Annotated in this window: 19 protein-coding genes; 7 read left to right on the forward strand and 12 right to left on the reverse strand. The window is 71.4% G+C overall.

The window, feature by feature from the left end; genetic code table 11:
- Positions 1-96 precede the first annotated feature (96 nt).
- Both ACFVSU_RS17255 and ACFVSU_RS17260 read left to right on the forward strand, forming a co-directional pair.
- Positions 97-717: a hypothetical protein gene (locus ACFVSU_RS17255; protein ID WP_387145686.1), complete on the forward strand. Its 621-nt coding sequence runs from the start codon at positions 97-99 to the stop codon at positions 715-717.
- Complete coding sequence (locus ACFVSU_RS17260; RefSeq protein ID WP_387145689.1) at positions 714-1,418, forward strand: NAD-dependent deacylase; 705 nt, start codon at positions 714-716, stop codon at positions 1,416-1,418. Before ACFVSU_RS17255 ends, ACFVSU_RS17260 begins: the two co-directional genes overlap by 4 nt.
- Before the next feature lie 56 nt (positions 1,419-1,474).
- Here ACFVSU_RS17260 and ACFVSU_RS17265 read toward each other — a convergent pair whose 3' ends face one another.
- The 7 genes from ACFVSU_RS17265 to ACFVSU_RS17295 all read right to left on the reverse strand — a co-directional run bounded on the left by ACFVSU_RS17265 (position 1,475) and on the right by ACFVSU_RS17295 (position 9,579).
- Positions 1,475-2,743, reverse strand: coding sequence for a sugar ABC transporter permease (locus tag ACFVSU_RS17265; protein ID WP_387145692.1), 1,269 nt, complete (start codon positions 2,741-2,743; stop codon positions 1,475-1,477).
- Positions 2,740-3,570, reverse strand: a complete 831-nt coding sequence (locus ACFVSU_RS17270) for an ATP-binding cassette domain-containing protein (protein WP_310292123.1) — start codon at positions 3,568-3,570, stop codon at positions 2,740-2,742. Before ACFVSU_RS17270 ends, ACFVSU_RS17265 begins: the two co-directional genes overlap by 4 nt.
- A 93-nt stretch (positions 3,571-3,663) precedes the next feature.
- Positions 3,664-4,743, reverse strand: a complete 1,080-nt coding sequence (locus ACFVSU_RS17275) for a substrate-binding domain-containing protein (RefSeq protein ID WP_310292121.1) — start codon at positions 4,741-4,743, stop codon at positions 3,664-3,666.
- A 298-nt stretch (positions 4,744-5,041) separates the two neighbouring features.
- On the reverse strand, positions 5,042-6,289 hold the full coding sequence (locus ACFVSU_RS17280) for a sugar ABC transporter permease (protein ID WP_387145696.1): 1,248 nt from the start codon (positions 6,287-6,289) through the stop codon (positions 5,042-5,044).
- Complete coding sequence (locus ACFVSU_RS17285) at positions 6,286-7,218, reverse strand: ATP-binding cassette domain-containing protein (protein ID WP_310292118.1); 933 nt, start codon at positions 7,216-7,218, stop codon at positions 6,286-6,288. The genes ACFVSU_RS17280 and ACFVSU_RS17285 overlap by 4 nt, the downstream gene beginning before the upstream one ends.
- A 51-nt stretch (positions 7,219-7,269) precedes the next feature.
- Positions 7,270-8,367, reverse strand: a complete 1,098-nt coding sequence (locus ACFVSU_RS17290; protein ID WP_387145701.1) for a sugar ABC transporter substrate-binding protein — start codon at positions 8,365-8,367, stop codon at positions 7,270-7,272.
- Between the two features lie 9 nt (positions 8,368-8,376).
- Complete coding sequence (locus tag ACFVSU_RS17295; RefSeq protein WP_387145704.1) at positions 8,377-9,579, reverse strand: ROK family transcriptional regulator; 1,203 nt, start codon at positions 9,577-9,579, stop codon at positions 8,377-8,379.
- Positions 9,580-9,678: 99 nt separating this feature from the next.
- Between ACFVSU_RS17295 and ACFVSU_RS17300 the strand changes: the two genes are divergently transcribed.
- Both ACFVSU_RS17300 and ACFVSU_RS17305 read left to right on the forward strand, forming a co-directional pair.
- Positions 9,679-11,064 carry an FAD-binding oxidoreductase gene (locus ACFVSU_RS17300; RefSeq protein ID WP_387145707.1) on the forward strand — a complete coding sequence of 462 codons (1,386 nt, stop codon included), beginning with the start codon at positions 9,679-9,681 and terminating at the stop codon, positions 11,062-11,064.
- A gap of 1 nt (position 11,065) precedes the next feature.
- Entirely contained in the window at positions 11,066-11,878 is an 813-nt protein-coding gene (locus ACFVSU_RS17305) for an alpha/beta fold hydrolase (RefSeq protein WP_387145710.1), read from the forward strand.
- Position 11,879: 1 nt separating this feature from the next.
- Here the strand turns inward: ACFVSU_RS17305 and ACFVSU_RS17310 are convergent, their stop codons facing one another.
- Genes ACFVSU_RS17310 through ACFVSU_RS17320 form a run of 3 tightly spaced genes read right to left on the reverse strand, consistent with a single transcriptional unit; the run spans position 11,880 to position 15,162 of the window.
- Positions 11,880-12,755, reverse strand: a complete 876-nt coding sequence (locus tag ACFVSU_RS17310) for an NYN domain-containing protein (protein ID WP_056368154.1) — start codon at positions 12,753-12,755, stop codon at positions 11,880-11,882.
- Position 12,756: 1 nt separating this feature from the next.
- The gene (locus ACFVSU_RS17315; RefSeq protein WP_387145714.1) at positions 12,757-13,749 is read right to left on the reverse strand and encodes a Gfo/Idh/MocA family protein; all 993 of its coding nucleotides are present in this window, start codon (positions 13,747-13,749) and stop codon (positions 12,757-12,759) included.
- 42 nt (positions 13,750-13,791) lie between these two features.
- Positions 13,792-15,162, reverse strand: a complete 1,371-nt coding sequence (locus tag ACFVSU_RS17320; protein ID WP_387145717.1) for an O-acetylhomoserine aminocarboxypropyltransferase/cysteine synthase family protein — start codon at positions 15,160-15,162, stop codon at positions 13,792-13,794.
- Positions 15,163-15,277: 115 nt separating this feature from the next.
- On the opposite strand from ACFVSU_RS17320, the gene ACFVSU_RS17325 reads away from it, so the two are divergent.
- Complete coding sequence (locus ACFVSU_RS17325; RefSeq protein ID WP_387145720.1) at positions 15,278-16,129, forward strand: sulfurtransferase; 852 nt, start codon at positions 15,278-15,280, stop codon at positions 16,127-16,129.
- A gap of 9 nt (positions 16,130-16,138) precedes the next feature.
- Here ACFVSU_RS17325 and ACFVSU_RS17330 read toward each other — a convergent pair whose 3' ends face one another.
- Both ACFVSU_RS17330 and hrpA read right to left on the reverse strand, forming a co-directional pair.
- Positions 16,139-17,080 carry a zinc-binding alcohol dehydrogenase family protein gene (locus ACFVSU_RS17330; RefSeq protein ID WP_387145723.1) on the reverse strand — a complete coding sequence of 314 codons (942 nt, stop codon included), beginning with the start codon at positions 17,078-17,080 and terminating at the stop codon, positions 16,139-16,141.
- Between the two features lie 29 nt (positions 17,081-17,109).
- Positions 17,110-21,054, reverse strand: a complete 3,945-nt coding sequence (hrpA, locus tag ACFVSU_RS17335) for an ATP-dependent RNA helicase HrpA (protein ID WP_387145726.1) — start codon at positions 21,052-21,054, stop codon at positions 17,110-17,112.
- A gap of 79 nt (positions 21,055-21,133) precedes the next feature.
- Here hrpA and ACFVSU_RS17340 point away from each other — a divergent pair, with 79 nt between their 5' ends.
- Together ACFVSU_RS17340 and ACFVSU_RS17345 are read left to right on the forward strand one after the other, a co-directional pair.
- Positions 21,134-21,970 (forward strand): aldo/keto reductase, encoded by an 837-nt coding sequence (locus ACFVSU_RS17340; RefSeq protein ID WP_387145730.1) that lies wholly within the window; start codon positions 21,134-21,136, stop codon positions 21,968-21,970.
- A gap of 25 nt (positions 21,971-21,995) precedes the next feature.
- The gene (locus ACFVSU_RS17345) at positions 21,996-23,846 is read left to right on the forward strand and encodes a thioredoxin domain-containing protein (protein ID WP_387145733.1); all 1,851 of its coding nucleotides are present in this window, start codon (positions 21,996-21,998) and stop codon (positions 23,844-23,846) included.
- Positions 23,847-23,848: the final 2 nt, after the last annotated feature.

Consider the following 23,848-nt stretch of genomic DNA (forward strand, 5'->3'; position numbering starts at 1 on the left):
CCTGGGGACACCCTGCGGTCTCGGCGGCCGAAGGTGGTCTCACGGACTTCGCGTGGCCGAAGCCCACCTCACCGCAAGGGCTCGTAGGATTTCGCCATGACCAAGGGACCCGCGCCCGACGCCTCGTACGAGAACCGCAGCTTCGGGGCACCCGGGGCCGAGCGCACCGTGGTGCTGCTCCGCTCGGGGGTCTCGACCCTGTCGGATCCACGCCCCGATGCCACCGCACGGCGTGACGCGAGGATCGTCGCGGTGGGGCTCACGGTCGACGACATCGACGACCCCGCCGCGTACCGCGGCGCGACCCCTGCAGAAGCGACCGCGAGCGTCATCGCGCGGTTCATCGCCGAGGAGTCGCACGGTCGCCCGGTCGGTCTGGTGGGAGTCGGCGAGGCCGGCGAGCTCGCGATCCTGGTCGCGGCCCATCTCGGCGAGGGCGTCGACAGGCTGGCGCTCGTCGCCGTCCCCCGACCCGAGTCCGAGCTCGGCGCGAGCGAGGTCGCCGGGGTCCTCGACCGCATCGCCGCGAAGACGCTCCTCATGAACGGCCAGGCGGATCCGACCGCCGCGTCGGGCGCGGCGCAGTGGTTCAAGAACCATCTGTCGTCGGCGCGCGTGGAGATGGTGCCGCGGACCGACGACCTCGAGGCGCGGCTCATCCTGGCCGACGTCTGGGAGCGCGTGCTGTCGCACGTCGCGCCCGGCACCGTGCGATGACCCGCATCGTCGTGCTGACCGGCGCCGGCATCTCGGCCGAGAGCGGCGTGCCCACGTTCCGCGGGGCGGACGGGCTCTGGGAGGGGCACGACATCGAGGACGTCGCGACGCCGGGGGGCTTCGAGCGCGACCCCGACCTCGTCCAGGCGTTCTACGACGCGCGACGCCGGGCCGTGGCATCCGTCGCTCCCAACCGAGCGCACCGCGCGCTCGCCCGGCTGGAGGGCGCCATCGGCGACGACCTGCTCGTGGTCACGCAGAACGTCGACGACCTGCACGAACGCGCCGGCACTCGCAACCTCGTCCACATGCACGGCGAGCTGCGCCGCGCGCTCTGCCTCGCGTGCGGATCCCGCCCCGAGTGGGACGACGACCTCCTCGACCGTCCCGCCTGCCCGGTCTGCGGAGAACGGATGCTGCGCCCCGACGTGGTCTGGTTCGGTGAGATGCCGTACGAGCTCGATCGCATCGAGCAGGCCGTCGTCGCGTGCGACGTGTTCGTCTCGATCGGCACGTCGGGGGAGGTGTATCCGGCCGCGGGATACGTCGCGCTGGCGGCCGCGTTCGGGGCGCGGACCGTCGAGCTGAACCTCGAGCCCAGCGACCCGGCCGTGCCGTTCGACGAAGCGCGGGCGGGCCTGGCGAGCGAGCTCGTGCCGGCGTGGGTCGACGAGGTGATCGCGGCGCGCACCTCGGCGTAGACGAAGAGCGCCGGGTGGAAGCATCCACCCGGCGCTCTTCGCATGCCATCGCGACGCTACCGCGCGCCGCCCGACCGCACCCTCGAGAGGGCGTCGACGGTCGCAGCGAGGATCAGCACGCCGCCCGTGACCAGCAGGTTGATGCCGGCCGGGAGGTTGAGCAGGCCGAGGCCGTTGGTGATCGTCGCGATGACGAGGGCGCCGATCGCGGCGTGCATCAGACGGCCCTTGCCGCCGAACAGGCTCACGCCGCCGACGACCGCCGCGGCGACGCCCGACAGGACGATGTCGCGGCCGACTGTCGCGTCGACCGAACCCACGCGCGCGACGCTCAGCAGCGCCGAGAACACGGCGAGGCTGGAGCAGATCACGAACGCCCACCACTTGATCCAGCGCACCTTCACGCCGGAGCGGCGTGCCGCCTCGGCGTTGCCGCCGATGGCGTAGATGTACCGGCCGAACTTGGTGCGGTCGAGCAGGAAGGTGCCGATCCACAGGATCACGAGCACGACGGGCACGACGATCGGCACGCCCGCAACCTCGACCACGGACTGCCCGCGGTTCTGGTTGAGCACGTAGACGACCACTCCGCCGATGACCGCGATCGCGGCGAGCTTGATCCACACCATCGAGAGGGCGCGGTTGGGCACGCCGGCGCGGGTGCGGCGGGCGCGGTCCCAGAACGACGTGCCTGCTGAGATCGCGAGCATGATCACGAGCATGACCCATCCGCCCCACACCGGCAGGTTGCCGTTCTGCAGCGCGATGAGCTCGGGCACCTCGAGACGGAACAGGCCGCCCGGGCCGATGATCACCAGCGCGAGCCCCTGGAAGCCCAGGAACAAGCCCAATGTCACGACGAATGACGGGATGCCGACTCTCGCTACGAAGAAACCTATGAGGGCGCCGGTGAGGAACCCGAACCCGAATCCGATCAGCAGCGCGAGCGGCCACGGGATGCCGAACTGGGCGTTCAGCACGACGAACAGCGCCATGCCGACGCCGCCGGTGACACCGGCCGACAGGTCGATCTCGCCGAGCAGCAGCACGAACACGAGCGCCATGCCGAGCACGACGAGCGTGGCGGCCTGGTTGAGCAGGTTGGCGAAGTTGCGTTCAGTGAGGAAGAACGGGCTGAGGATCGAGAACAGCGCTCCGAGGACGACGAGGCCGCCGATCGCGGGGAGGGCGCCCATGTCGCCACCGCGCACACGCTGCCACCACGCGCGGATCTGGTCGCTGACACCGCCTTCGACGCCGCTGCCGATCATGTCGCTGGCGAGTGGGTCGGGAGCGGCCTCGGTGCGGGTGACGTTGCTGCTCATTCCGCGCCTCCTTCGGTGCGAACGGTCGACGTGTCGAGGATCGAGACGCCGGCGGGTGTCTTGGTGCCGGTGATGTAGCCGACCACGTCGTCGCGGGTGGTCGAGGACGTCGGGATCTGCGCGACCATCTGGCCGAGGTACAGCACGGCGATGTCGTCGGCGACCTCGAACACGTCGGCGAGGTTGTGGCTGATCAGGATCACCGCGACGCCCTGTTCGGAAAGGCGCTTCACGAGGTTCAGCACCTGCTCGGTCTGCGCGACGCCGAGGGCGGCGGTCGGCTCGTCGAGGATGACCACGCGCGCCTTCTTGAGCACGGCACGGGCGATCGCCACGGTCTGACGCTGGCCGCCCGACAGGCTGGACACTTTCTGCCGCACCGACTTCACGGTGCGGACCGAGAGTGAACGCAGCGTGTCGGAGGCCTCCTTCTCCATGCGGCCCTCGTCGAAGGTGCCGAAGGAGAGCTCCTCGCGGCCGAGGAACATGTTCTGCACGATGTCGAGGTTGTCGCACAGCGCGAGGTCCTGGTAGACGACCTCGATGCCGAGGCCCGAAGCGTCACGGGGCGCATGCAGGTCGCGGTGCTGGCCGTCGATCAGGACTTCGCCCTCGTCGTAGGGCTGGACGCCGGCGAGGCCCTTGATGAGCGTGGACTTGCCGGCGCCGTTGTCGCCCACCAGGGCGGTGACCTTGCCGGGGTGGACCTTCAGGTCGACGCCCTTCAGGACGCTGACCGGCCCGAAGGACTTCTTGACGCCGACCAGCTGGATGATCGGCTCGGCGCCGACCGCGGTGGCCGGGGTGGTGGTGATTGTGTCTGACATGCTCGCTTCCTTGGGAATGCCATGGTCCGGCGCGAAGGGGCGTCACGCCGTGCGGCGCGACGCCCCTTGCGGCTCAGTCCGCAGACTGCTCCATTACTGGGCAGTCACTCCGTACTGCTCGCAGGCTGCCATCACGTCAGGCGTGCAGACATCGTCGTAGTCGGCGTCACCGGCGGCGACCACATCCTTGACCTTGTCCGGTCCGACAAGGATCGGCGTGACCTGGATGTAGGGCGTGCCGTCGTCGAGCTTGGCCTGCGCGGTGACGTCCTCACCCTTGAGCAGGGACACGGCGGTGTCGACAGCGGCCGTGGCCTCGTCCTTGACCGGCTTGTAGACCGTGGCGGTCTGCCAGCCGAGCAGGATGTTCTGCAGGCCCGCGACGTTCGCGTCCTGGCCCGACACGGCGACGCCGGTCAGGTTGTTGTCCTGCAGGACCTTGATGACGCCGGCCGCGTTGGTGTCGTTCGCGACCCAGACGCCGTCGACCTTGCCGCCGAGCGAGGTCAGCGCCTGCTCGAAGTTGGTCTGCGACTTGGCCTGGTCCCACACCCCGGGAGGCTCGGCGGCCGCCTTGATGCCGGCAGCCTCCATGACCTCGACGGCGCCGTCGTGGAACATCGCCGCGTTGCCGTCGGTCGGGTCGCCGCCCATGTAGACGACGATCGCGGTGGCAGGGTCCTTGCCCGCGGTCTCGAGACCGTCGAGCACGGTCTGGCCCTCCATGCGTCCGACCTCGGTGTTGTCGAACGACACGTAGTAGTCCGCACCGGTGAACGGACGGTCGTAGGCGATGACCGGGATGCCCTCGGCCTTGGCCTTCGTCGCGACCGCCTCGGCAGCGCCCTGATAGTCGACGAGGAGCATGACGCCGCAGCCCTGCGTGAGCTGCTGGTCGGCGATCGTCGAGTACTTGTTGACGTCACCCTGCGCGTTCTGGATGTCGGCGTCGAACCCGGCCGCCTCCAGGCCCTCCTGGAGGTACTTGCGGTCGAAGTTCTCCCAGCGCGGCGACGAGGCCGCGTCAGGCAGGATCACGCACGCGCGGCTCGCGGCGTCGCCGCCACCCTCGGTCGAGCCGCCGTCGCCGTTGCCCCCACTGGAACAGCCGGCCAGCATCACCGCAGCGGCGCCCGTGAGGGCGGCCACGGCGAGGATCGAAGACTTCTTCATCTCTTGCCTTTCGTCATTGAAGCGGGCGAGTCCCCAGGATCGTCCCTGGCGTTCATCGCGCTGATGCGATCATCGACGACATGGATTCTTATCGTCAAGTCTTGAACATAACGCTTTGGCAACGCCCCGCATCGTGCGCGCCGCGGACCCGGGCGCACGGCGCTTAGAGAGCGTTTACCGTGCAGAATGCGTACGAAGCGAGTGAAAACCGCTGTTTTCGCGTAGGCAAAGCCACGTCAGAACCTGTACTCCCGCTGGGAGCGTTCGTCAAGTGAAGACAGCGAGCGTGATGAAGCGCTCAGGCTCGACCCGTCGCGGCGCGTGTGCGTCGCGACAGCGAGTCGACGATGACCGCCAGAACGAGCACCACGCCGGTCACCATGAACTGCACCGACGAGTCGAGGTTGAGCAGCGTCAGCCCGGACGAGATCGACTGGATCACGACGATGCCGACGAGCGCGGAATACGCCGATCCGCGCCCGCCGAAGAGGCTCGTGCCGCCGATGACGGCGGCGGCTATCGCGTTGAGGTTCACATCTCCGGTCCCCGAGCTCTGGTTCGCGGAAGCCAGCCGTGCGGCGGCGAGGATGCCGCCGACCGCGGCGAGGGTGGAGCACATCGCGAAGACCGAGAGATAGATGCGGTCCACTCTGATGCCGGCGCGCCGCGCCGCCTCGACGGACCCGCCGACCGCGTAGACCGCGCGCCCCCAGCGGGTGCGGGTGAGGGCGAAGTTCATCGCGACCACCAGCCCGAGGAAGAACAGGAACATGACGCCGACGCCCCGGTACAGATTGAGGTACCAGGTGGCCACGAGAAGGAAGGCGAGCAGCACCCCGCTCCGCAGCGCGATCTCGCCGTAGCTCTGACTCACCAGGTTCGCCGCAGCGCGCCGTCGTGACCGGCGTAGGAGCGACCAGGCGAAGGCGCCCGCCGCGAGGACCGCGACGACGTACGACGCCCACACCGGGAGGAACATCTGCTGCGCGAACTGCACGAGCCACGAGTCGAACGGGATCGCGATCGACCCGGTCTCGCCGAGCACCCACAGCTGCAGCCCGAGGAAGCCGAGCAGACCGGCGAGCGTGATGACGAAACTCGGCAGCCCGAACCTCGTGTACAGGAAGCCGTAGAGCAGCCCGACGAGGCAGCCGATCGCGATGCCCGCGATCAGCGACAGGACGAGGTTCCACTGCAGCTGCACGAACGTCACAGCCAGCACGGCGGCGGCGAGGCCCGAGACCGAGCCGACCGAGAGGTCGATCTCTCCGACGAGCAGGACGACCACGACCCCGAGTGCGATCGTGCCGATGGCCGCACACTGCATCGTGAGGTTGACGAGGTTCTCGCTGGAGAGGAACACGGGATTGAGGAGCTGGAACACGGTCCAGATCACCGCGATGCCGAGCACGACGGGCAGCGCGCCCAGGTCGCCGCCGCGGACTCGCGACACGAACGCCTCGGCCGCGTGCCGGAGGCCGCTCCCGCTCAGGAGCCGTTCGTCCACGGGCGCATCCGCGAGGCGCTCGTCGCCGTGGAGGCTCATCGCGACCCGTCCCCGCGCGGGCGGGGCCTGCGAGAGCCGGCGCGGGGCATGCGGATCACGGTGCCGCCGGCGGTGTGCTCGTCCAGCGGCGGTTCGTCGAGCGGCGGACCGGCGGGCGGCGGCGGGGCCGCAGCATCCGTCCGCTCCGGTGCGCGCCGGGTGGCCGAGTGATCGACCGCACCGGTGATGGCCGCGATGAGCGTCTCGCTCGTGACGTCGGCGACGTTGTAGACGCCGTTGTTGCGGCCGAGGCGCAACACCACCACACGGTCGGCGACCGCCATGACGTCGGCCATGTTGTGGCTGATGAGGATGACACCGTGCCCGCGCTCGCGCAGGCGCTCGATGAGGTTGAGCACCTCGGCGGTCTGCGCGACGCCCAGCGCGGCGGTCGGCTCGTCGAGGATGACGACACGGGGCTCGCCGATGAGCGACCGTGCGATCGCGACGGTCTGGCGCTGCCCGCCGGAGAGCGAGGCGACGGGCACGCGCACCGACGGGATCTTCGCCGACAGCTCGCGCAGCAGGGTCCAGGTGCGCTGCTCCATGTCGACCTCGTCGAGCGTCGCACCGTCGCGCAGCTCCCGGCCCAGCCACAGGTTGGCGACCACATCGAGGTTGTCGCACAGGGCGAGGTCCTGGAAGATCGTCTCGATCCCGAGCTCCTGGGCGTCGGCCGGGGTGTCGATGCCCACCGGCTCGCCGTCGAACTCGATCGATCCGCTGTCGGGCGGGTGCACACCGGCGAGCACCTTCACGAGCGTCGATTTGCCGGCGCCGTTGTCGCCGACGAGGGCGACGACCTCGCCCTCGTTGACCCAGAAGTCGACGTCGGTGAGCGCCTTGACCGCGCCGAAGCGCTTGCCGATGCCGCGCATCGTCAGCACGCGTTCGCGCGGGCGTCCCGCCCGCGGGTGCGTCATCGACATCCTCGCCTCGTCCTCATCGATCCCCAGCCGACCCCTGTCAGAGTCAGGACCCTACCCGATGCCCGCCGCTTCGCACGCATCCGCGTACGCCGGGGTGCAGATGTCTTCGACGGTCCAGAACCCGTCGGCCACGACGGTGTCCATGATGTCGTCGATCGTCACGGCCACCGGGTCGAGCAGAGTGGCGGGCGTCCCCTGGATCTGGAGCGGGGCGCTGACCTTCTCGCCGTGCAGCAGCTTGACCGCGACCTCGGCGGCGAGTTCGGCCTGCGGCTTGATCGCCTTGTAGACGGTCATGTACTGGTCGCCGGTGAGGATGCGCTGGATCGCCGACAGCTCGGCGTCCTGGCCCGTCACGATCGGGAGGGGATCGACGTTGGCGACCCGCAGCGCCGCGATGGCGCCGCCCGCCGTCGCGTCGTTCGCCGCGTACACGCCGGCGATGGCGCCGCCGTGCTGGGCGATCTGGCCCGACACCCACTCCTGCGCCTTCTCGGGGTTCCACCCGGGGGTGTCGTATTCGGCGAGCACGCGCAGACCGCTGCCGTCGATGATGCTGTGGGCGCCGCGCTTGAACAGCGCCGCGTTGCTGTCGGTGGGGGAGCCGTTGACCATCAGGATGCCGCTGCCCTCGTCCTCCGCGTCCACGCCCTCCACGAACGCGGTGGCCTGCAGCACCCCGACTTTCTCGTTGTCGAACGAGATGTAGTACGCCAGGTCGCCGCCGGCGATGAGCCGGTCGTACGAGATCACGGGCACGCCCTTGGCGTTCGCCGAGCTCACGATGCTCACGGCGGCGTTCGCGTCGACCGGGTCGAGCACGAGCACCCCGGCACCGGCGGTCAGTGCCGACTCCGCCTGCTGCTGCTGCTTCGCGGCGTCCTGGTCGGCGTTGGCGTAGAGCACCTCGTAGTCGCCGAGCTCGGCGACCCGGGCCTCGAACATCGGCCGGTCGAACGTCTCGTACCGTGCGGTCTTCGCGTCGGGCAGCAGCAGCGCGATCGTGTCGTCGGAGGGGGTTCCGCCCGGCGCGGGTGCGCCGGAGCACGCCGACAGCATCGCTGCGGCGAGGAGGACACCGGATGCTGCCGCCAGCGCGCGACGCCCGCTCGGGCGCCGTCGCGGCCGATCCAGTCGCGTACGGGGCATCGGACGAGCCTATGCGGTGATGGGCAGTGACGGTGCAGTCGGAAGCTGGGCGTCGACCGTGACGTGGTCGAGGGCGATCGCGATGGCGCCGCGCGTCTCGGCCCACTCCCCGAACGACGCGCCGACGATCTCGGGGAGGCCGTCGGCCGACGGGAGCGCAGTGCGCTCGAGCGAGTGACGCATCGGGGCCATGAGGATCTCACCGGCCTGGCCGAGCTCGCCGCCGACGACGATGATCTCGGGGTCGAACAGGTTGCACAGGCTCGCCGCGGCGATGCCGATGTGGCGGCCGGCGTCGGCGATCACGCGGCGTGCGGCGCCGTCACCGAGTTCGGCCGCGTGCAGCAGGTCACCGAGGCGGTGCATGCCTTCGCTCGGCGGGAAGAGCGACAGCAGTGCCGGGCCGCCGGCATAGGTCTCGAGGCATCCGCGATTGCTGCAGCGGCAGATGGGGCCGTTCTCGTCGAGCGTGACGTGGCCGATCTGGCCCGCCTTGCCGTTGACGCCGCGGAAGAGGTCGCCGTTCACGACGAGGCCGGCGCTGATCGTGTGGCCCACGCGGATGAACACCGACGATGCCGCAGACCGTCCGTTGCCCTCGCGGGCCTCGGCGAGTCCGCCGAGGTTCGCCTCGCTGTCGACGTGCACCGGGCGGCCGATGCGGATCGCCAGGCTCTCGGCCACGTCGACGTTCTCCCAGCCGCGCAGCAGGCCCGGCGTCGACACCATCCCCGTGCGGGGGTCGATGGGCGCCGGAAGGGCCAGGCCGACGCCGAGGAGGTCGGCGATGGACCCGCCGAGGGACTCCATCATGTCGCCGAGCAGCAGTGCGAGGCGGTCGAGCTCGGAGTCGTGGCGGTGGTCGAGGGGGAGCGGCAGCGACGACTGCGTCACGATGGTGCGCGCGGTGTCGGCGATCGCGATGTGCAGGTGGCGGGAGCTGTAGTGGACGCCGGCGACCAGTCCGAGACGGCGGGCGAGCGACACCAGGGTCGCGCGGCGTCCGCTGCTCGTCGTGAACGACGTGTGCAGGAGGCCCGACGCGGTCAGCTCTTTGACGATGTTCGAGACGGTGGCGGGTGAGAGGCCCGTGCTCCCGGCGAGCTCGATCTGGGTGAGGCGGCCATGGCGCTTCAGCGACTCGATGACACGCGCGCGATTGGCCTCGCGGAGCGAGGTCTGCGAGCCCGGCGGGGCTTGACGGCGTGCCACAGGTCACACTGTATCCCACGGCCGATTTCCCAGGTCGGCTGTGGGTTCACGCAGCGTCGCGGACGCGGCTCTCACGGCACGCATTAGCATCGGTACGCCATGCACACCGTCGTCGAGGCGCTCCGCGCCGCACTGCCCCCGCACGCCGTCGTCACGGACGACGAGACGCGCGACCGCCTGAGCCACGACGACGCCGAGTGGGCCGACTACGCGATGCCCGCCGCCGTCGTGTTCGCATCGTCCATCGACGACGTCGTCGCGACGGTCCGCACCGCCGCCGCGCACGGCGTGCCGATCGTGCCTCGCGGTGCCGGCACGGGGCTCTCGGGAGGCGCGAATGCGACGGACGGATGCCTCGTCCTCTCGCTGGAGCGCATGACCCGGATCACCGAGGTGAACGTCGCCGAGCGGTACGCGGTGGTCGAGGCGGGCGTGCTCAACGACGACCTGCGCCGGCACGTCGCGGGATCAGGGCTCTGGTATCCGCCGGACCCCGCGAGCCAGGCGATCTCGACGATCGGCGGCAACGTCGCGACGAACGCCGGCGGCATCTGCTGCGTCAAATACGGCGTGACGCGCGACTACGTGCTCGGCATGACCGTCGTGCTCGCCGACGGGAGCGTGGCGAAGCTCGGACGCACCACGGCGAAGGGGGTCACCGGCTACGACCTGGCCGGCCTCTTCGTCGGCTCGGAGGGCACGCTCGGCATCATCGTCGACGTCACGCTGAAGCTCCGGCCGCTCGGCGGTCGCGAGGAGCGCGCGGTGGTGGGCTACTTCCGGACGCTGACGGATGCCGGTCGCGCGGTCGCCGCCGTCACCGAGGCGGGCATCGTGCCCTCGGCCCTCGAGCTCATCGACCGCACGTGCCTGCACGCCGTCGCCGAGTGGCAGGGCTGGGATCTGCCCGAGGACGCGTCGGCGCTCCTGCTGGCCAAGGTCGACGAAGCCGGCGCCCGCGGCGAGGAGCTCGCCGCAGGCATCGAAGAGCTGTTCCGCGCCGCGGGTGGCAGCCGCGTGGAGCGCGCCGCCGACCCTGATGAGGTCGACCGGCTGTTCACCGCCCGTCGGCTCGCCTATCCCGCGCTCGAGCGGCTCGGTCCGGTGCTGACCGAGGACATCTGCGTACCGCGTGCGGCGGTCCCCGAGATGCTGGCGCGCATCGAGGCCGCCGCGGCGGACGCCGGCGTCGTGATCGCGAACATCGCCCACGCGGGCGACGGCAACCTGCATCCGCTGATCATCGCGCCGGAGGGCGACGACGACGCGAAGGCGCGGGCGAAGGTCGCGTTCGATCGCATCGTCGACGACTGTCGCTCCCTCGGCGGTACGGTGACCGGCGAGCACGGCGTCGGGCTGCTGAAGCTGCCGGGTGCGGCGGCGGAGCTGAGCCCGGCGGTGCTGCGCCTGCACCGCGCGATCAAGGACGCGCTCGACCCGGCGTCGATCCTCAACCCCGGCAAGGCCTTCCCGAACGGAGAATGACATGCCCTCGATCCGCGCCGACGACGGTGTCCGGCTGGAGTACGAAGAGTCCGGCGATCCAGCAGGCCGCCCGTTGGTGCTGCTCGCCGGGTTCAAGGCCGCCGCATCGAGCTGGACGTACCAGCTTTCCGCGCTGGAACGCGCCGGGTACCGTGTGCTCGCCGTCGACCTCCGCGGGCACGGCGCCGCCGAACGCCCGTCATCGGGTGTCGACATGGCTCGCAGAGGGCGGGACGTCAGTAACCTCCTCGAGGCACTGGATCTCCGCGGCGCGGTGCTCGTCGGCGGGTCGATGGGCGCCAGCACGATCTGGTCGTACCTCGGGCAGGAGGGCGACGGCCGGGTCGCCGCGGTGGTGAGCGTGGACCAGACGCCGAAGATGCTCAACACCTCGGACTGGCCGCACGGCTTCCACGGGTACACCGAGGGCAACGTCGACACCTACTTCGCCGAAGGGATCCCCGACACGGGGCACGGCACACCGATGCTGCGCCGCGGGAGGCGACTCCTGCGACTGCTGCGCGCCATGAAGGGCGCCGAACGGGAGTTCACCCACGGCGAGCTCGCGCTCCTGAACGACCACGCCAAGGCGGACTGGCGCCAGGTCATCGCCGCGACCGACGTGCCGGTGCTGTTCGTCGCCGGCGCCGAGAGCGAGTTCTGGCCGAGCTCCCACGCCACGGCATCGGCGGCGCTCGCCTCGCGAGGCGAGTCGGCCGTGATCGCCAAGGACGGGCACGCCGCCAACATCGAGCAGCCGAAGGCCTTCAACGCCGGGATGCTCGAGTTCCTCGCGCGCGTCGCGCCCGCCTGACTCAGCGCCGGTCGGCGGCCAGGCGGATGAGGACGATGTTTCCGGATTCGTCGACCTCGGCGACGCCGGGGTGGGCCTTCACGAACTCCGAGAAGCTCTTGTGGCCCAGGGCCTTCTCACTGAACGACGGGTCGAGCCGCTTGATGAGGCTCTTCACCGCCGAGGCGTGCTGCCACTCCACGCCTTCCTTGTCGCTCTCCAGGCGCAGCGCGCGTTCGAGGAGCGACTCGGTCGGATCGACGGCGGCCTTCCGCGAGCGCCGGCTGCCCGACGCGCGCTGCGGCGCGGCATCCTTCTTCCCCGTCGGCGGAGCCGCCACGCCGGGAAGCGCGTCGTACGAGTCGAACTGGTCGCACGCCGCGGCGAGTGACTTCGCGGTCGATCCTGCGACGCCCACGCCCACGACGAAGCGGCCGAGGCGGCGGCAGCGCTGGGCGAGCGGCACGTAATCGGAGTCGCCGGCGACGATCACCACGTGCGTGAGGTCGGGGAGGCGGAACATGTCCTCGACGGTGTCCACGGCGAGACGGATGTCGGCGCCGTTCTTCGCGTATGCGGCCGCGGGGAAGAGCTGCACCAGGTCGACGGCGCGCGCCACGAGCTGCGAGCGGTACTCCGCGTTGACCGGCGCCGACCAGTCCGCGTACGCCCGGGTGAGCACCAGGGTGCCGAACGACGTCGCGTAGTCGATGATGGCGCCGACGTCGATCGTCGCGGCGGCGAGGCGCTCGGCGATCTCGGGGTCTGAGGCATCCGTCGCGATCTTCTGACGGTCGCGCGAGTAGGAGTTCTTGCCGTGCACGCGGTCGTACCAGGACATCACGATGTTGTCGAAGTCCAGGTACACCGCCACGCGGGGGCTCAGCAGATCGGGCATGTCACTCCTCACCGGGATAGTGGACGCCGACGAGGTCGCGGATCTCGTCGAGGGTCGCCATGATCGCGACGGTCTCGTCGATCGGCAGCACGTCGGAGTCGGTGCGACCCTCGGCGAGGTACCGCTCGGCCGCGAGCGCCTGGTACTGCATGCCACGGCCGTCGATGTCGGAGCGGAACTCCTCGATCACCGTGCCGTCGGGGCTGACGAGGCGGAACGAGGTGGCCGAGTACCAGACGCTGTCGATGTCGATCCGTGCCTCGGTGCCGATGATCGTCGCGGTGTTGGGGCCGGCGCCGCGGGATGCGGAGATCGAGGTCGACAGCGCACCCGACGCGTGCGTCATGATCGTCGCGACCTCGGTGTCGGATCCGGCATCGCCGATGCGTGCGGCCGCGGCGATCGAGAGCGGCTCGCCGAGGATGTCCCACGCGAACGAGACCGGGTAGATCCCGAGGTCGAGGAGGGCGCCGCCGCCGAGATCCAGTGCGTTGATGCGGTGCGCCGGGTCGGAGGGGAGCAGCTGCGTGTGGTCGGCGGTGACGGCGCGGATCTCACCGAGGGCGCCTGACTCCACGAGTTCGCGGATGCGGACCATGTGCGGCAGGTACCGCGTCCACATCGCCTCCATCGCGAGGAGTCCGCGTTCCGCTGCCGCGTCGCGCACAGCCACGGCCTCCGCCGCGTTGAGGGTGAACGCCTTCTCGACCAGCACGTGCTTGCCCGCCTCGAGGGCGAGGAGCGCGTTCGCGGCGTGCATCGGATGCGGCGTGGCGATGTAGACGATGTCGACGTCGGGATCGGCGACGAGCTCCTCGTACGAGCCGTGGGCGCGCGGGATGCCGAAGTCGGCGGCGAAGGCCTCGGCGGTCTCGCGGCGCCGCGAACCCACGGCGGCGACGTCGAGTCCCGCGGTGCGCAGGTCGCTGGTGAACGCACGGGCGCTGCCGCCCGGTCCGAGGATCCCCCAACGGGGGGAGGAGGGCGAGGTCATGGAACGAGGCTAGCGGCGCCACGGCGTCGCGGGCCCGATCGACTAGCGGGCGACGCTCTCCGCGAGTTCGTTGCGGCTCTCGGCAACCGGGATCTGGTCGAGTGCACGGGCGAGGTCGTCGACGATGTCGCGGGCGTCCTCCAGGCCGATCGACAGGCGCACCGTGGTCGGGCTGATGTGCGCCTCGGCGAGCTGCGTCGGCGACATGTGGCTGTGCGTCATCGACGAGGGGTGCGCGACCAGGCTGCGCGCATCGCCGATGTTCGCCACGAGGCGGATCACCTGCAGGCGCGAGATGAACGCCTCGACGAGCCGGAAGTCCGCCTCGGCATCGCCCGTGGCGGGCAGGTCGAACGCGAACACCGAGCTCACGCCGTGGGGGAGGTACGCCGCGGCCTGCGCGTGCCACGGGCTCGACGCCAGCCCCGGGTGGTGCACGCGCGACACGGCGGGGTGGGTCTCGAGGAAGCGGGCGACCGTGAGGGCGCTCGCGGTGTGCCGCTCCATGCGCAGGTCGAGGGTCTCGAGACCCTGGAGCAGCTGGAAGGCGTTGAAGGCCGACAGCGACGGGCCCAGGTCGTGCACGTACTTGGTCTTGACCAGCGCGATGTACGGGGACCCGGTCTCGCCGAAGCGCTCCACGAGGCTGCCGTCCGGAACGCGAGGGTACGTCTGCGTCAGCTGGGGCCAGCGCTCGGGCTCCGCCGTGAAGTCGAAGGTGCCGAGGTCGACGACGACGCCGCCGAGAGAGGTGCCGTGGCCACCGAGGAACTTGGTGGCGGAGTGCACCACGATGTCGGCGCCGAAGTCCTTCGCGCGCTGCAGGTACGGCGTCGCGACGGTGTTGTCGATCACCAGGGGCACGCCGGCCTCCTTGGCGACGGCGGCGACCGCGCCGAGGTCCAGCACCTGCGCGATGGGGTTCGAGATCGATTCGGCGAACAGTGCGCGGGTGGTCGGCCGGACGGCGGCGCGCCACGCGTCGAGGTCGTCCTGGTCGACGAACGTCACCTCGATGCCCCAGTCGGCGAAGGTGTCCTGGAGGAGGTCGATCGTGCCGCCGTAGAGCTGGCGGGCGGCGACGATGTGCTCGCCCTGCTTCGCGAGCGCCAGGAGTGCCACGGCGACGGCGGCCTGTCCCGATGCGACACCGGCTGCGGCGATGCCGCCTTCGAGCTCGGCGACGCGACGCTCGAACACGAGCACGGTCGGGTTCGCCGCACGGCTGTAGATGTTGCCGTCCTTGCGCAGCGCGAAGAGGTCGCGTGCCTCGGCGAGGGAGCGGAACTCGAAGCCGTTGGACTGGTGGATGGAGGGGACGGCGGTGTTCTCCGCGATGCCGGAGTCGAACCCGGCCTGCACCTGCGCCGTCGCGAACGAGCGAGGGGCGGCAGGACGAGTCTGTTCAGGCATGCAGACCATTGTCGAGCCGCGGTGCCCCGGGCGGTGCTTCGTGTGTCGAACTGTTGCGCGCCCGGCCCGGGGCCGTTCGCGGGGCGGTAGCGCGCGGGCACGCGAGAATGGTCGGGTGGCGCAGCTGATCACCCCCGCAGAACTCGACGATCTCCTCCGGTCCTCCGCCGTGCGCGTGCTTGATGTGCGCTACCGGCTCGACCGCCCCGACGGCAGTGCCGAGCACCTCGAAGGTCATGTGCCGGGCGCCGTGTACGTCGACATGGAGACGGAGCTCTCGCAGCACGGCCGTCCCGATGAGGGGAGGCATCCGCTTCCTCCCCGTGAAGCGCTGCAGGCGGCCGCGCGCCGCTGGGGCATCGACGACGGCGACACGGTGGTCGTGTACGACGACGATCGCGCCCTGGGCGCATCGCGCGCGTGGTGGCTGCTGACGCGCTCCGGCATCGCGGACGTCCGCCTCCTCGACGGCGGTCTCGGCGCCTGGACCGCGGCCGGCCTGCCGCTGGAGTCCGGACCCGTCACGCCCGAACCGGGCGCGGTCTCGCTCGCGCCGATCGCCGAGCCGGTGCTGTCGATCGACGAGGCCGCCGCGCTCGCCGCCTCGGGCGTCCTCATCGACGTGCGCGCCGCCGAGCGCTACCGCGGCGAGGTGGAGCCGATCGACCCGATCGCGGGCCACATCCCGGGTGCCGTGAACCTCCCGACCGCCGCCTACATGGACGGTGAGCGATTCCGGGATGCTGCGGCCCTGCGTGCGCTCTTCGCCACGGTCGGCGCAGGCGACGGCGTGACCGCGGCGGCCTACTGCGGGTCGGGCGTCACCGCCGCGCAGGCGGTGTTCGCCGCCGAGCTCGCCGGGATGGAGCTGGGGATCTACCCGGGCTCGTGGAGTCAGTGGTCGAACACTCCGGGACGCCCGGTCGCGACCGGCCCGGCGCCCGCGGAGGTCACCGGCACCGTCTGACCGGCCGGGTCACGGCACGAGCGTGATCTTGCCCGGGACGCCGGATTCGATCGCGCGATGCGCCTCGGCGGCGTCGGCGAGCGCGAAGGACGGGCCGAGCTCCACCGAGAAGCTCCGGGCGGCCATGAGCGCGAGCGCGACGGGCACCGCCTCGGTGCGCCAGACCTGCTGCTGCGCGGTGAGCGGCTCGGGCGAGCCGCCCGAGAAGGCGCGGATGCCGAGGCCCGCAGCATCCCGTCCTCTCACAAGCGTCGCGATCCGCTGCCGGTCGGCGACGAGCTCGAGAGAGGTCTGGAGGGCCTCGTCGGTGCCGGCGGCGTCGATGGCGACGGTCACACCCTGCGGAGCGGCTGCGCGGACGCGGTCGGCGAGCCCCTCGCCGTAGGCCACCGGCAGGGCACCGAGCTCCCGGACGCGGTCGAATCGGCCTTCGGACGACGTGGCGACGACGGTCGCTCCCCACAGCACGGCGAACTGGATGAGCGCCTGCCCGACTGCACCCGAGCCGCCGTGCACGAGCAGGGTGTCTGCGCTGCCGACCGCGAGGGAGCGGAGCGTCTGGTACGCCGTGCCGATCGGGATGCCGAGCGCGGCGCCCTCGGCCGCGCTCACCTGCGGGGGCCGGGGGAAGACGTGGGCGGCGGTCACCGCGACATCCGTCGCGTACGCTCCCGACGCCCCGGCGAACACCACCGGATCGCCGACGCGGAACCCGTCGACCCCTTCGCCGACGCTGGTCACGACACCCGCGCCGTCGCCGCCGACCCGGCGCGGCGCAGTGATCTCGCCCGATGGCCGACGACCGGAGCGGAGTTTGCCGTCGATCGGGTTGACGCCGGCGGCCGTCACGCGGATCGCGAGCTGACCGGCGGCCGGCACCGGCTCGGGAACGGGGATCTCATGCAGGACCTCAGGGCCCCCGAACTCGGTGTACGCGATCGCAGTGGTCATGACGGGGGCAACTCCTGTCGTCGAGGCGGCTATTCCCTGAGGGCCTTCTGTATCCGCTGCAGCGACACGGGCTCGGCCGTGCCGAGGGACTGCGCGAACAGGCTCACACGGTACTCCTCGAGCAGCCACCGGGCGTGCACGAGCGGCAACGGGGCGTCATCCGCCGGCGGGATCACGCCGCCGGCCTCGGCGAACACGGTCGTGGCGCGTTCGAACTCGGTCATCCGCTGGCGGTCGCGGCCCGGGTTGTCGGCGAGTGCCCGCACGCGATCCAGCGCGCCGCGCAGGTAGCGGGGGAGCTGCGCCAGCCGGGCGGTGCCGGTGCGCGACACGAAGCCCGGGAACACCAGGCCCGGCAGCTGCCCCTTGATGTCGTTCAGCGCGCCGAGGAGCGTCAGCGAGTTCGCGTCCCGCATCGCGCGCTCCACGTCGCGCGCGGCCGTGAGGATGCGAGCGGTCAGCGACACCGTCTGGAACAGCTCGTCGACGACCGCGCCCGAGAGCGCGTCGCGCACCGCCTCGAATCCGGCGCGGGTGCGTACGACGGCGTCGGGAGCGGTGCGTGCGATGACGGCGTCCGCCACCGCGACGCGGGCGTCCTCGATGAGCGCCTTCGCGGACGGATACGGGGATGCCGCGAGCGCGAGCTTCTCGGCGGACGTCAGGTGCTCGAGCACATAGGCCGACGGCGACGCGACCGACAGGAGCACGAGGCGCCGGACGCCGGCCCGGGTCGCGCGGGCCGCGGCCTCGGGGGTCGTCTCGATCCGGAGCGCGACCGAGGCGCCTTCGTCGACGATCGCAGGATAGCCGCGCACGACGCCTCCGGCGACCTTCGTGTCGACGACGTCCGGCAGGTCCCCGAACGTCCAGTCGGTGAGGCCGGTGCGCTCGGTGAACGTCGACTCGGGCCGCGAGGCATCGCCGGGTGCTGCCGCGAGGCGCGACGCGGGGCCTTTGGCGAGGCGGTCGCCGCGCCCGTTCGCCGGGCTCGTCGCGGTGAGCGAACGGGACACCGATGTGCGGGCCCGATCGGCCAGCCGCGCCTGCAGCGCGGCCAGGTCGCGGTCGGAGCCCACCGCTCGCCCGCGCTCGTCGACCGCCCGGAACGACACCTGCAGGTGCCCGGGCACCCGCTCCATCTCGAAGTCGGCGGCGCTCACGGGCTGGCTCGCGACGCGTTGGATGCGCGCAGCGAGCGCGGCGCGGAGCGGCATCGGCGGAACACCGTCATGAGCCTCGGGACCCTGCCCGGCGAGGTCGGCGGCGAAGGTCGCCGCCCAGTCCGCGGCGGGGACGACGTGACGGCGGATGGACTTGGGCAGCGAGCGCAGCAGCGCCGTGATGAGCTCGTCCCGCATCCCCGGCACCTGCCAGTCGAAGCCGTCGGGGCGCAGCTGCGCGAGGAGGGCCAGCGGAACGACGGCCGTCACGCCGTCGTCGGCGGCGCCGGGCTCGAACCGGTATGCCAGCGAGAGCACCTGGTCGCCCTGCGTCCAGCGCGCCGGGAAGTCGCGCTCGTCGCCGCGCGACGCCTCGTCGACGAGATCGGCCTCCGTCATGTCGAGCAGGCGCGGCGTGCGGGCCGAGGCATCCTTCCACCAGGCCTCGAAGGAGCGTGCGTCGAACACGTCGCGGGGAAGGCGGGCGTCGTAGAAGCGGAACACCGCCTCGTCGCCCACGAGGATGTCGCGGCGGCGCTCGCGCTCCTCGATCTTCTCGAGGCGCCGGCGCAGCTCGAGGTTGCGGCGCTCGAACGCCGTGAGCTTCTTGTCGAGGTGCGACGAGTCCCACTCGCCCTCGACGAGCGCATGGCGCACGAACAGCTCGCGCGCGAACGGCCGGTCGAACCGCGCGAGCTGCACCCGGCGCTTCGGCACGATCTCGAGGCCGAAGAGCGTGACCTTCTCGTAGGCGGATGCCGCGCCCGACGCCTTGGACCAGTGAGGCTCGCTCAGCGAGCGCTTGGCGAGGTCGCCCGCGAGGGGCTCCGCCCAGGCCGGGTCGATCGCGGCGACGGTGCGCGCGAACAGGCGGCTCGTCTCGACGACCTCGGCGGCCATGACCGCGGTCGGGCGCTTCTTCTTGAGCCCGGAGCCCGGGAAGATCGCGAACCGGGTACCCCGCGAACCCAGGTATTCGGCGCCGCGCCGCTGTTCCGCGCGGTCGGAGCCGGTGCGGCCCCGCGCGGCGATCGACGTGGTGCGCTCGTCGAGGATCCCGAGGTGCGAGAGCAGCCCCGACAGGATCGCCTTGTGGAGCTCGTCAGGGTCGGCGGTGCCGGCGTTCCCGGTCCCTGAGCGTGTCGAAGGGCGCGGGGCGTTCACGAGCGCGCTGAGCTGACGGTGCACGTCGGCCCACTCGCGCACCCGCACGTAGTTGAGGTGCTCCGCGCGGCACAGGCGCCGGAACGCGCTCGAGCCGAGCTCTGCCTGCTTCTCCTGCAGGTGGTTCCACAGGTTGAGCAGGCTCAGGAAGTCGCTCGAGGGGTCGGTGAACCGCGCGTGCAGGCGGTCGGCCTCCTCGCGACGGTCTTCGGGGCGCTCGCGCACATCCTGGATCGACATCCCCGCGACGATCGCCAGCACGTCGCGCAGCACACCGGTGCGGCGCGCCTCGACGATCATGCGCGCGAACCGCGGGTCGATCGGCAGGCGCGAGATCTCGCGGCCGAGGTCCGTGAGCGTCGGGTGGTCGCGACCGGCCTTGACGGCGCCGAGCTCGACGAGGAGATCGAGGGCGGCCTTGACGCCCCGCGAATCCGGGGGAGTGAGGAACGGGAACGATGAGATGTCGCCGAAGCCGAGCGAGAGCATCTGCAGGATGACCGAGGCGAGACTCGTGCGCAGGATCTCCGGCTCGGTGAACTCGGGCCGTGTGCCGAAGTCCTCCTCGGAGTACAGCCGGATCGCGATGCCGTCGCTGGTGCGGCCCGCGCGCCCCGACCGCTGCTGCGCGGACGCCTGCGACACCGCCTCGATCGGCAGACGCTGCACCTTGCTGCGGTTGCTGTAGCGCGAGATGCGCGCCGTGCCGGTGTCGACGACGTACCGGATGCCGGGCACCGTGAGGCTCGTCTCGGCGACGTTCGTCGCCAGGATGACACGGCGCCGGATGCCGGCCACCTGCGAACGCTCGAACACCCGGTGCTGCTCGGCTGCGGACAGGCGCCCGTAGAGGGGGAGCACCTCGGTGGGCGCGGCATCCTTCGCGTACATCCCGCGGACGGCGTCCGCGGCGTCGCGGATCTCGGCCTCGCCGGGGAGGAACACGAGCACATCGCCGGACGCCTCGCGGTCGAGCTCACGGAGGGCCGAGGTGATGCCGTCGACGTCGTCGGACTCCTCTTCGCCCTTGGCCGGTCGCGCCGGCGGCCGATACCGGATCTCCACCGGATACGTGCGTCCCGACACCTCGATGATCGGTGCCGGCGTTCCGTCGGGCCTCGCGAAGTGCTTCGCGAAGCTCTCGGGGTCGATCGTCGCGCTCGTGATGACGACCTTGAGGTCGGGGCGCTTGGGGAGGATGCGCCGCAGATAGCCCAGGAGGAAGTCGACGTTGAGCGAGCGCTCGTGAGCCTCGTCGACGATGACCATGTCGTAGCGGCGCAGCAGCCGGTCGCGGTGGATCTCGTTGAGGAGGATGCCGTCGGTCATCAGCGCGATGCGCGTGTCCTCCGACACCTTGTCGGTGAAGCGGACCTTGTAGCCGACCGTCGAGCCGAGCGGCACCTGCAGCTCTTCGGCGATGCGCTCGGCGATGGTGCGCGCCGCGATGCGGCGGGGCTGGGTGTGCGCGATCCGCGTCCGCCTGAGCTCGAGCGCGATCTTCGGCAGCTGCGTGGTCTTGCCCGACCCGGTCGCGCCCGCGACGATCACGACCTGGTGGTCGCGGACGGCGCGCGCGATCTCGTCGCGCGCGGCGCTGACGGGGAGCTCCGGCGGATACGAGATGACGGGTTCGGGCGCGGACATAGCCTTCGATCGTATCCCTTCCGGCCGGTCGCCGGATCGACCCGTCCGCCGCCGCATCCGCGCGCCTAGGCTGGGAACCATGACAGTCCCCAGCGTGACCCTCAACGACGGCAACACGATCCCTCAGCTCGGCTACGGCGTCTTCAAGGTGCCGCCGGCGGACACCGAGCGGGCCGTCACCGAGGCGCTCGAGGTCGGGTATCGCCACATCGACACCGCCGCGATCTACGGCAACGAAGAGGGCGTGGGCGCGGCCATCGCGGCGAGCGGCATCGCGCGCGACGAGCTGTTCATCACCACGAAGCTCTGGAACGACCGCCACGACGGCGACGAGCCCGACGCCGCGATCGCGGAGAGCCTCGCCAAGCTCGGACTCGAGCAGGTCGACCTGTACCTCGTGCACTGGCCGACGCCCGCCCAGGACAACTACCTGCACGCGTGGGAGAAGCTCATCGAGCTGCGCGACGCCGGCTTCACCCGCAGCATCGGCGTCTCGAACCACCTCGTGCCGCACCTCGAGAAGATCGTGTCGGCCACCGGAGTGGTCCCGGCCGTCAACCAGATCGAACTGCACCCCGCCCACCAGCAGCGCGACATCACGGACTGGGCCGCCGCCCACGACGTGAAGATCGAGTCGTGGGGACCCCTCGGACAGGGCAAGTACGACCTGTTCGGTGCGGCCCCGGTCGCCGCGGCCGCCGAGGCGCACGGCAAGACGCCGGCGCAGGCCGTGCTGCGCTGGCACCTGCAGAAGGGATTCATCGTGTTCCCGAAGTCGGTGCGCCGCGAGCGCCTTGAGGAGAACCTCGACGTGTTCGACTTCGAGCTCACCGCCGACGAGATCGCCGCCATCGACGCGATGGAGCCGGGCGACGGCACGGGGCGCGTCAGCGCGCACCCCGACGAGGTCAACTGACCGCTCGCGAGCGGGAGCGGATGCCGTGAACCCTCGCCTCGCGGAAGCGACGAGCCCGTACCTGAGAGCCCACGCGGGCAATCCGGTCGCGTGGTTTCCGTGGGGCGAGGAGGCGTTCGCCGAGGCACGACGCCGGGATGTTCCGGTCATGGTGTCGATCGGCTACTCGACGTGCCATTGGTGCCATGTGATGGCCCGGGAGTCGTTCGAGGACGAGACGACCGCCGCCGAGCTCGACGCCGGCTTCGTGTCGATCAAGGTCGACCGCGAGGAGCACCCCGAGGTCGACGCCGCCTACATGGCCGCCGCCTCGGCGTTCTCTCCGAGCCTCGGCTGGCCGCTGACCGTGTTCGCGACGCCCGAGGGCCGGCCGTTCTACGCCGGCACCTACTTCCCGCCGCAGCCCCGCGCCGGCATCCCGGCGTTCCGGCAGGTGCTCGCCGCGGTGCACGAGGCGTGGACCGAGCGACGCGACCAGATCGACGAGACGGCGGATGCCGTCGCCGGTGCTCTCGCGGAGGTCCGCGACTCGACGCCTGCCTCGGAAGCGCCGCCGCCCACCGCCGATGACCTGACCGTCGCCGCACGCGCGCTCGCCGGCCGAGAGGATCCGCGGCACGGCGGGTTCGGTGAGCCCGCCGCCGGTGCCCCGAAGTTCCCCGTCGCGACCGCGCTCCGGTTCCTGCAGACCGGGGTCGTCCGCCGGCACGCGCCCGAGGCATCCGCCGTCGCCGATCGTGCCCTCACCGCGATGGCCGCCTCGCCGCTGCGCGATGCGGTGGAGGGCGGATTCTTCCGCTACGCGACCCGGCCCGACTGGACGGTGCCGCACTACGAGCGGATGCTGACCGACAACGCCCAGCTGCTCGAGGTCGCGATGGACGCGGTTCCGCCCCGCGACGACGTCGCTCGCGGCATCGCCGGGTTCCTGCGCGATGTGCTGCAGCAGCCGGGCGGCGGCTTCGGCGCCGCGCAGGACTCGGAGTCGTGGATCGACGGTGCCCGCAGCGAAGGCGGCTACTACGCCCGCGATGCGGCCGATCGCGGCGCGCTCGAGCCCCCGGCCGTCGACGGCAAGGTCGTGAGCGGCTGGAACGGCCTCGCGATCTCAGCCCTCGCACGAGCCGGGGCGCAGCTGGACGAGCCGTCGTGGATCGAGTCGGCGCGCTGGGCGGCGGACGCCGTGCTCGAGGTCAACGTCACCGCGGACGGCCGGCTGCTGCGCGCCTCCCTCGACGAGGTGCCGTCCCGCGCGCACGCGACGCTCGCCGACCACGGCCAGCTCGCCGCGGGGCTCATCGCCCTCGCCGTCGCCACGGGGGAGGTCGCCTACGCTGTGCGGGCGCGGGAGCTGATCGACTCCTGCGTCGATGAGGAGCACCGTGTCGCCGTGCCCGGCGGGGGAGACCCGGTGCTGTCCCGGCAGGGGATCGGCGCACCGGATGCCGCCTCCGACGCCGATGAGCCGTCCGGGGCCGCGTCTGTCGCGGCCGCCGCCGCGGCGCTCTGGATGCTGGGCGCGGGAGACCGCTATCGGTCGATCGCCGAGCGGCTCGTCGCGGTCCACGCGCCCGCAGCCCTCGCCCAGCCGCTCGCGTACGGCGCGCTCCTGCGGGTCGCCGCCGGTCTCGCCGGGCCGCCCCGGCAGGTCGTCGTCGTCACGGACGACGCCCGAGCCGCGCTCGCGACGGCGGCGTGCAACATCCGTGCCGATGTCGTTCCCATCGTGTCGCCTGAGCAGTCGCTCTCGTGGGCAGAAGCGGGATTCGAGCTGTTCGCCGAGAAGGGACTGCGCGACGGACGCCCGACCGCGTACGACTGCCGGGACTTCGCGTGCCGGCTGCCGGTGACCGAGGTGGCCGACCTGCAGGCCTGAGC

It is taken from the genome of Microbacterium sp. NPDC058062, from assembly GCF_042885375.1.
GTDB classification, from domain to species: Bacteria; Actinomycetota; Actinomycetes; order Actinomycetales; family Microbacteriaceae; genus Microbacterium; species Microbacterium trichothecenolyticum_C.

What these genes read in the sequence shown, in the direction of transcription:
- ACFVSU_RS17270 (WP_310292123.1), bottom strand. Translation starts at nt 3,570, where the DNA reads ATGTCAGACACAATCACCACCACCCCGGCCACCGCGGTCGGCGCCGAG.
- ACFVSU_RS17285 (WP_310292118.1), bottom strand. Translation starts at nt 7,218, where the DNA reads ATGTCGATGACGCACCCGCGGGCGGGACGCCCGCGCGAACGCGTGCTG.
- ACFVSU_RS17330 (WP_387145723.1), bottom strand. Translation starts at nt 17,080, where the DNA reads ATGACCACTGCGATCGCGTACACCGAGTTCGGGGGCCCTGAGGTCCTG.
- ACFVSU_RS17320 (WP_387145717.1), bottom strand. Translation starts at nt 15,162, where the DNA reads ATGCCTGAACAGACTCGTCCTGCCGCCCCTCGCTCGTTCGCGACGGCG.
- ACFVSU_RS17265 (WP_387145692.1), bottom strand. Translation starts at nt 2,743, where the DNA reads ATGAGCAGCAACGTCACCCGCACCGAGGCCGCTCCCGACCCACTCGCC.
- ACFVSU_RS17260 (WP_387145689.1), top strand. Translation starts at nt 714, where the DNA reads ATGACCCGCATCGTCGTGCTGACCGGCGCCGGCATCTCGGCCGAGAGC.
- ACFVSU_RS17310 (WP_056368154.1), bottom strand. Translation starts at nt 12,755, where the DNA reads ATGCCCGATCTGCTGAGCCCCCGCGTGGCGGTGTACCTGGACTTCGAC.
- ACFVSU_RS17275 (WP_310292121.1), bottom strand. Translation starts at nt 4,743, where the DNA reads ATGAAGAAGTCTTCGATCCTCGCCGTGGCCGCCCTCACGGGCGCCGCT.
- hrpA (WP_387145726.1), bottom strand. Translation starts at nt 21,054, where the DNA reads ATGTCCGCGCCCGAACCCGTCATCTCGTATCCGCCGGAGCTCCCCGTC.
- ACFVSU_RS17280 (WP_387145696.1), bottom strand. Translation starts at nt 6,289, where the DNA reads ATGAGCCTCCACGGCGACGAGCGCCTCGCGGATGCGCCCGTGGACGAA.
- ACFVSU_RS17340 (WP_387145730.1), top strand. Translation starts at nt 21,134, where the DNA reads ATGACAGTCCCCAGCGTGACCCTCAACGACGGCAACACGATCCCTCAG.
- ACFVSU_RS17255 (WP_387145686.1), top strand. Translation starts at nt 97, where the DNA reads ATGACCAAGGGACCCGCGCCCGACGCCTCGTACGAGAACCGCAGCTTC.
- ACFVSU_RS17315 (WP_387145714.1), bottom strand. Translation starts at nt 13,749, where the DNA reads ATGACCTCGCCCTCCTCCCCCCGTTGGGGGATCCTCGGACCGGGCGGC.
- ACFVSU_RS17300 (WP_387145707.1), top strand. Translation starts at nt 9,679, where the DNA reads ATGCACACCGTCGTCGAGGCGCTCCGCGCCGCACTGCCCCCGCACGCC.
- ACFVSU_RS17305 (WP_387145710.1), top strand. Translation starts at nt 11,066, where the DNA reads ATGCCCTCGATCCGCGCCGACGACGGTGTCCGGCTGGAGTACGAAGAG.
- ACFVSU_RS17290 (WP_387145701.1), bottom strand. Translation starts at nt 8,367, where the DNA reads ATGCCCCGTACGCGACTGGATCGGCCGCGACGGCGCCCGAGCGGGCGT.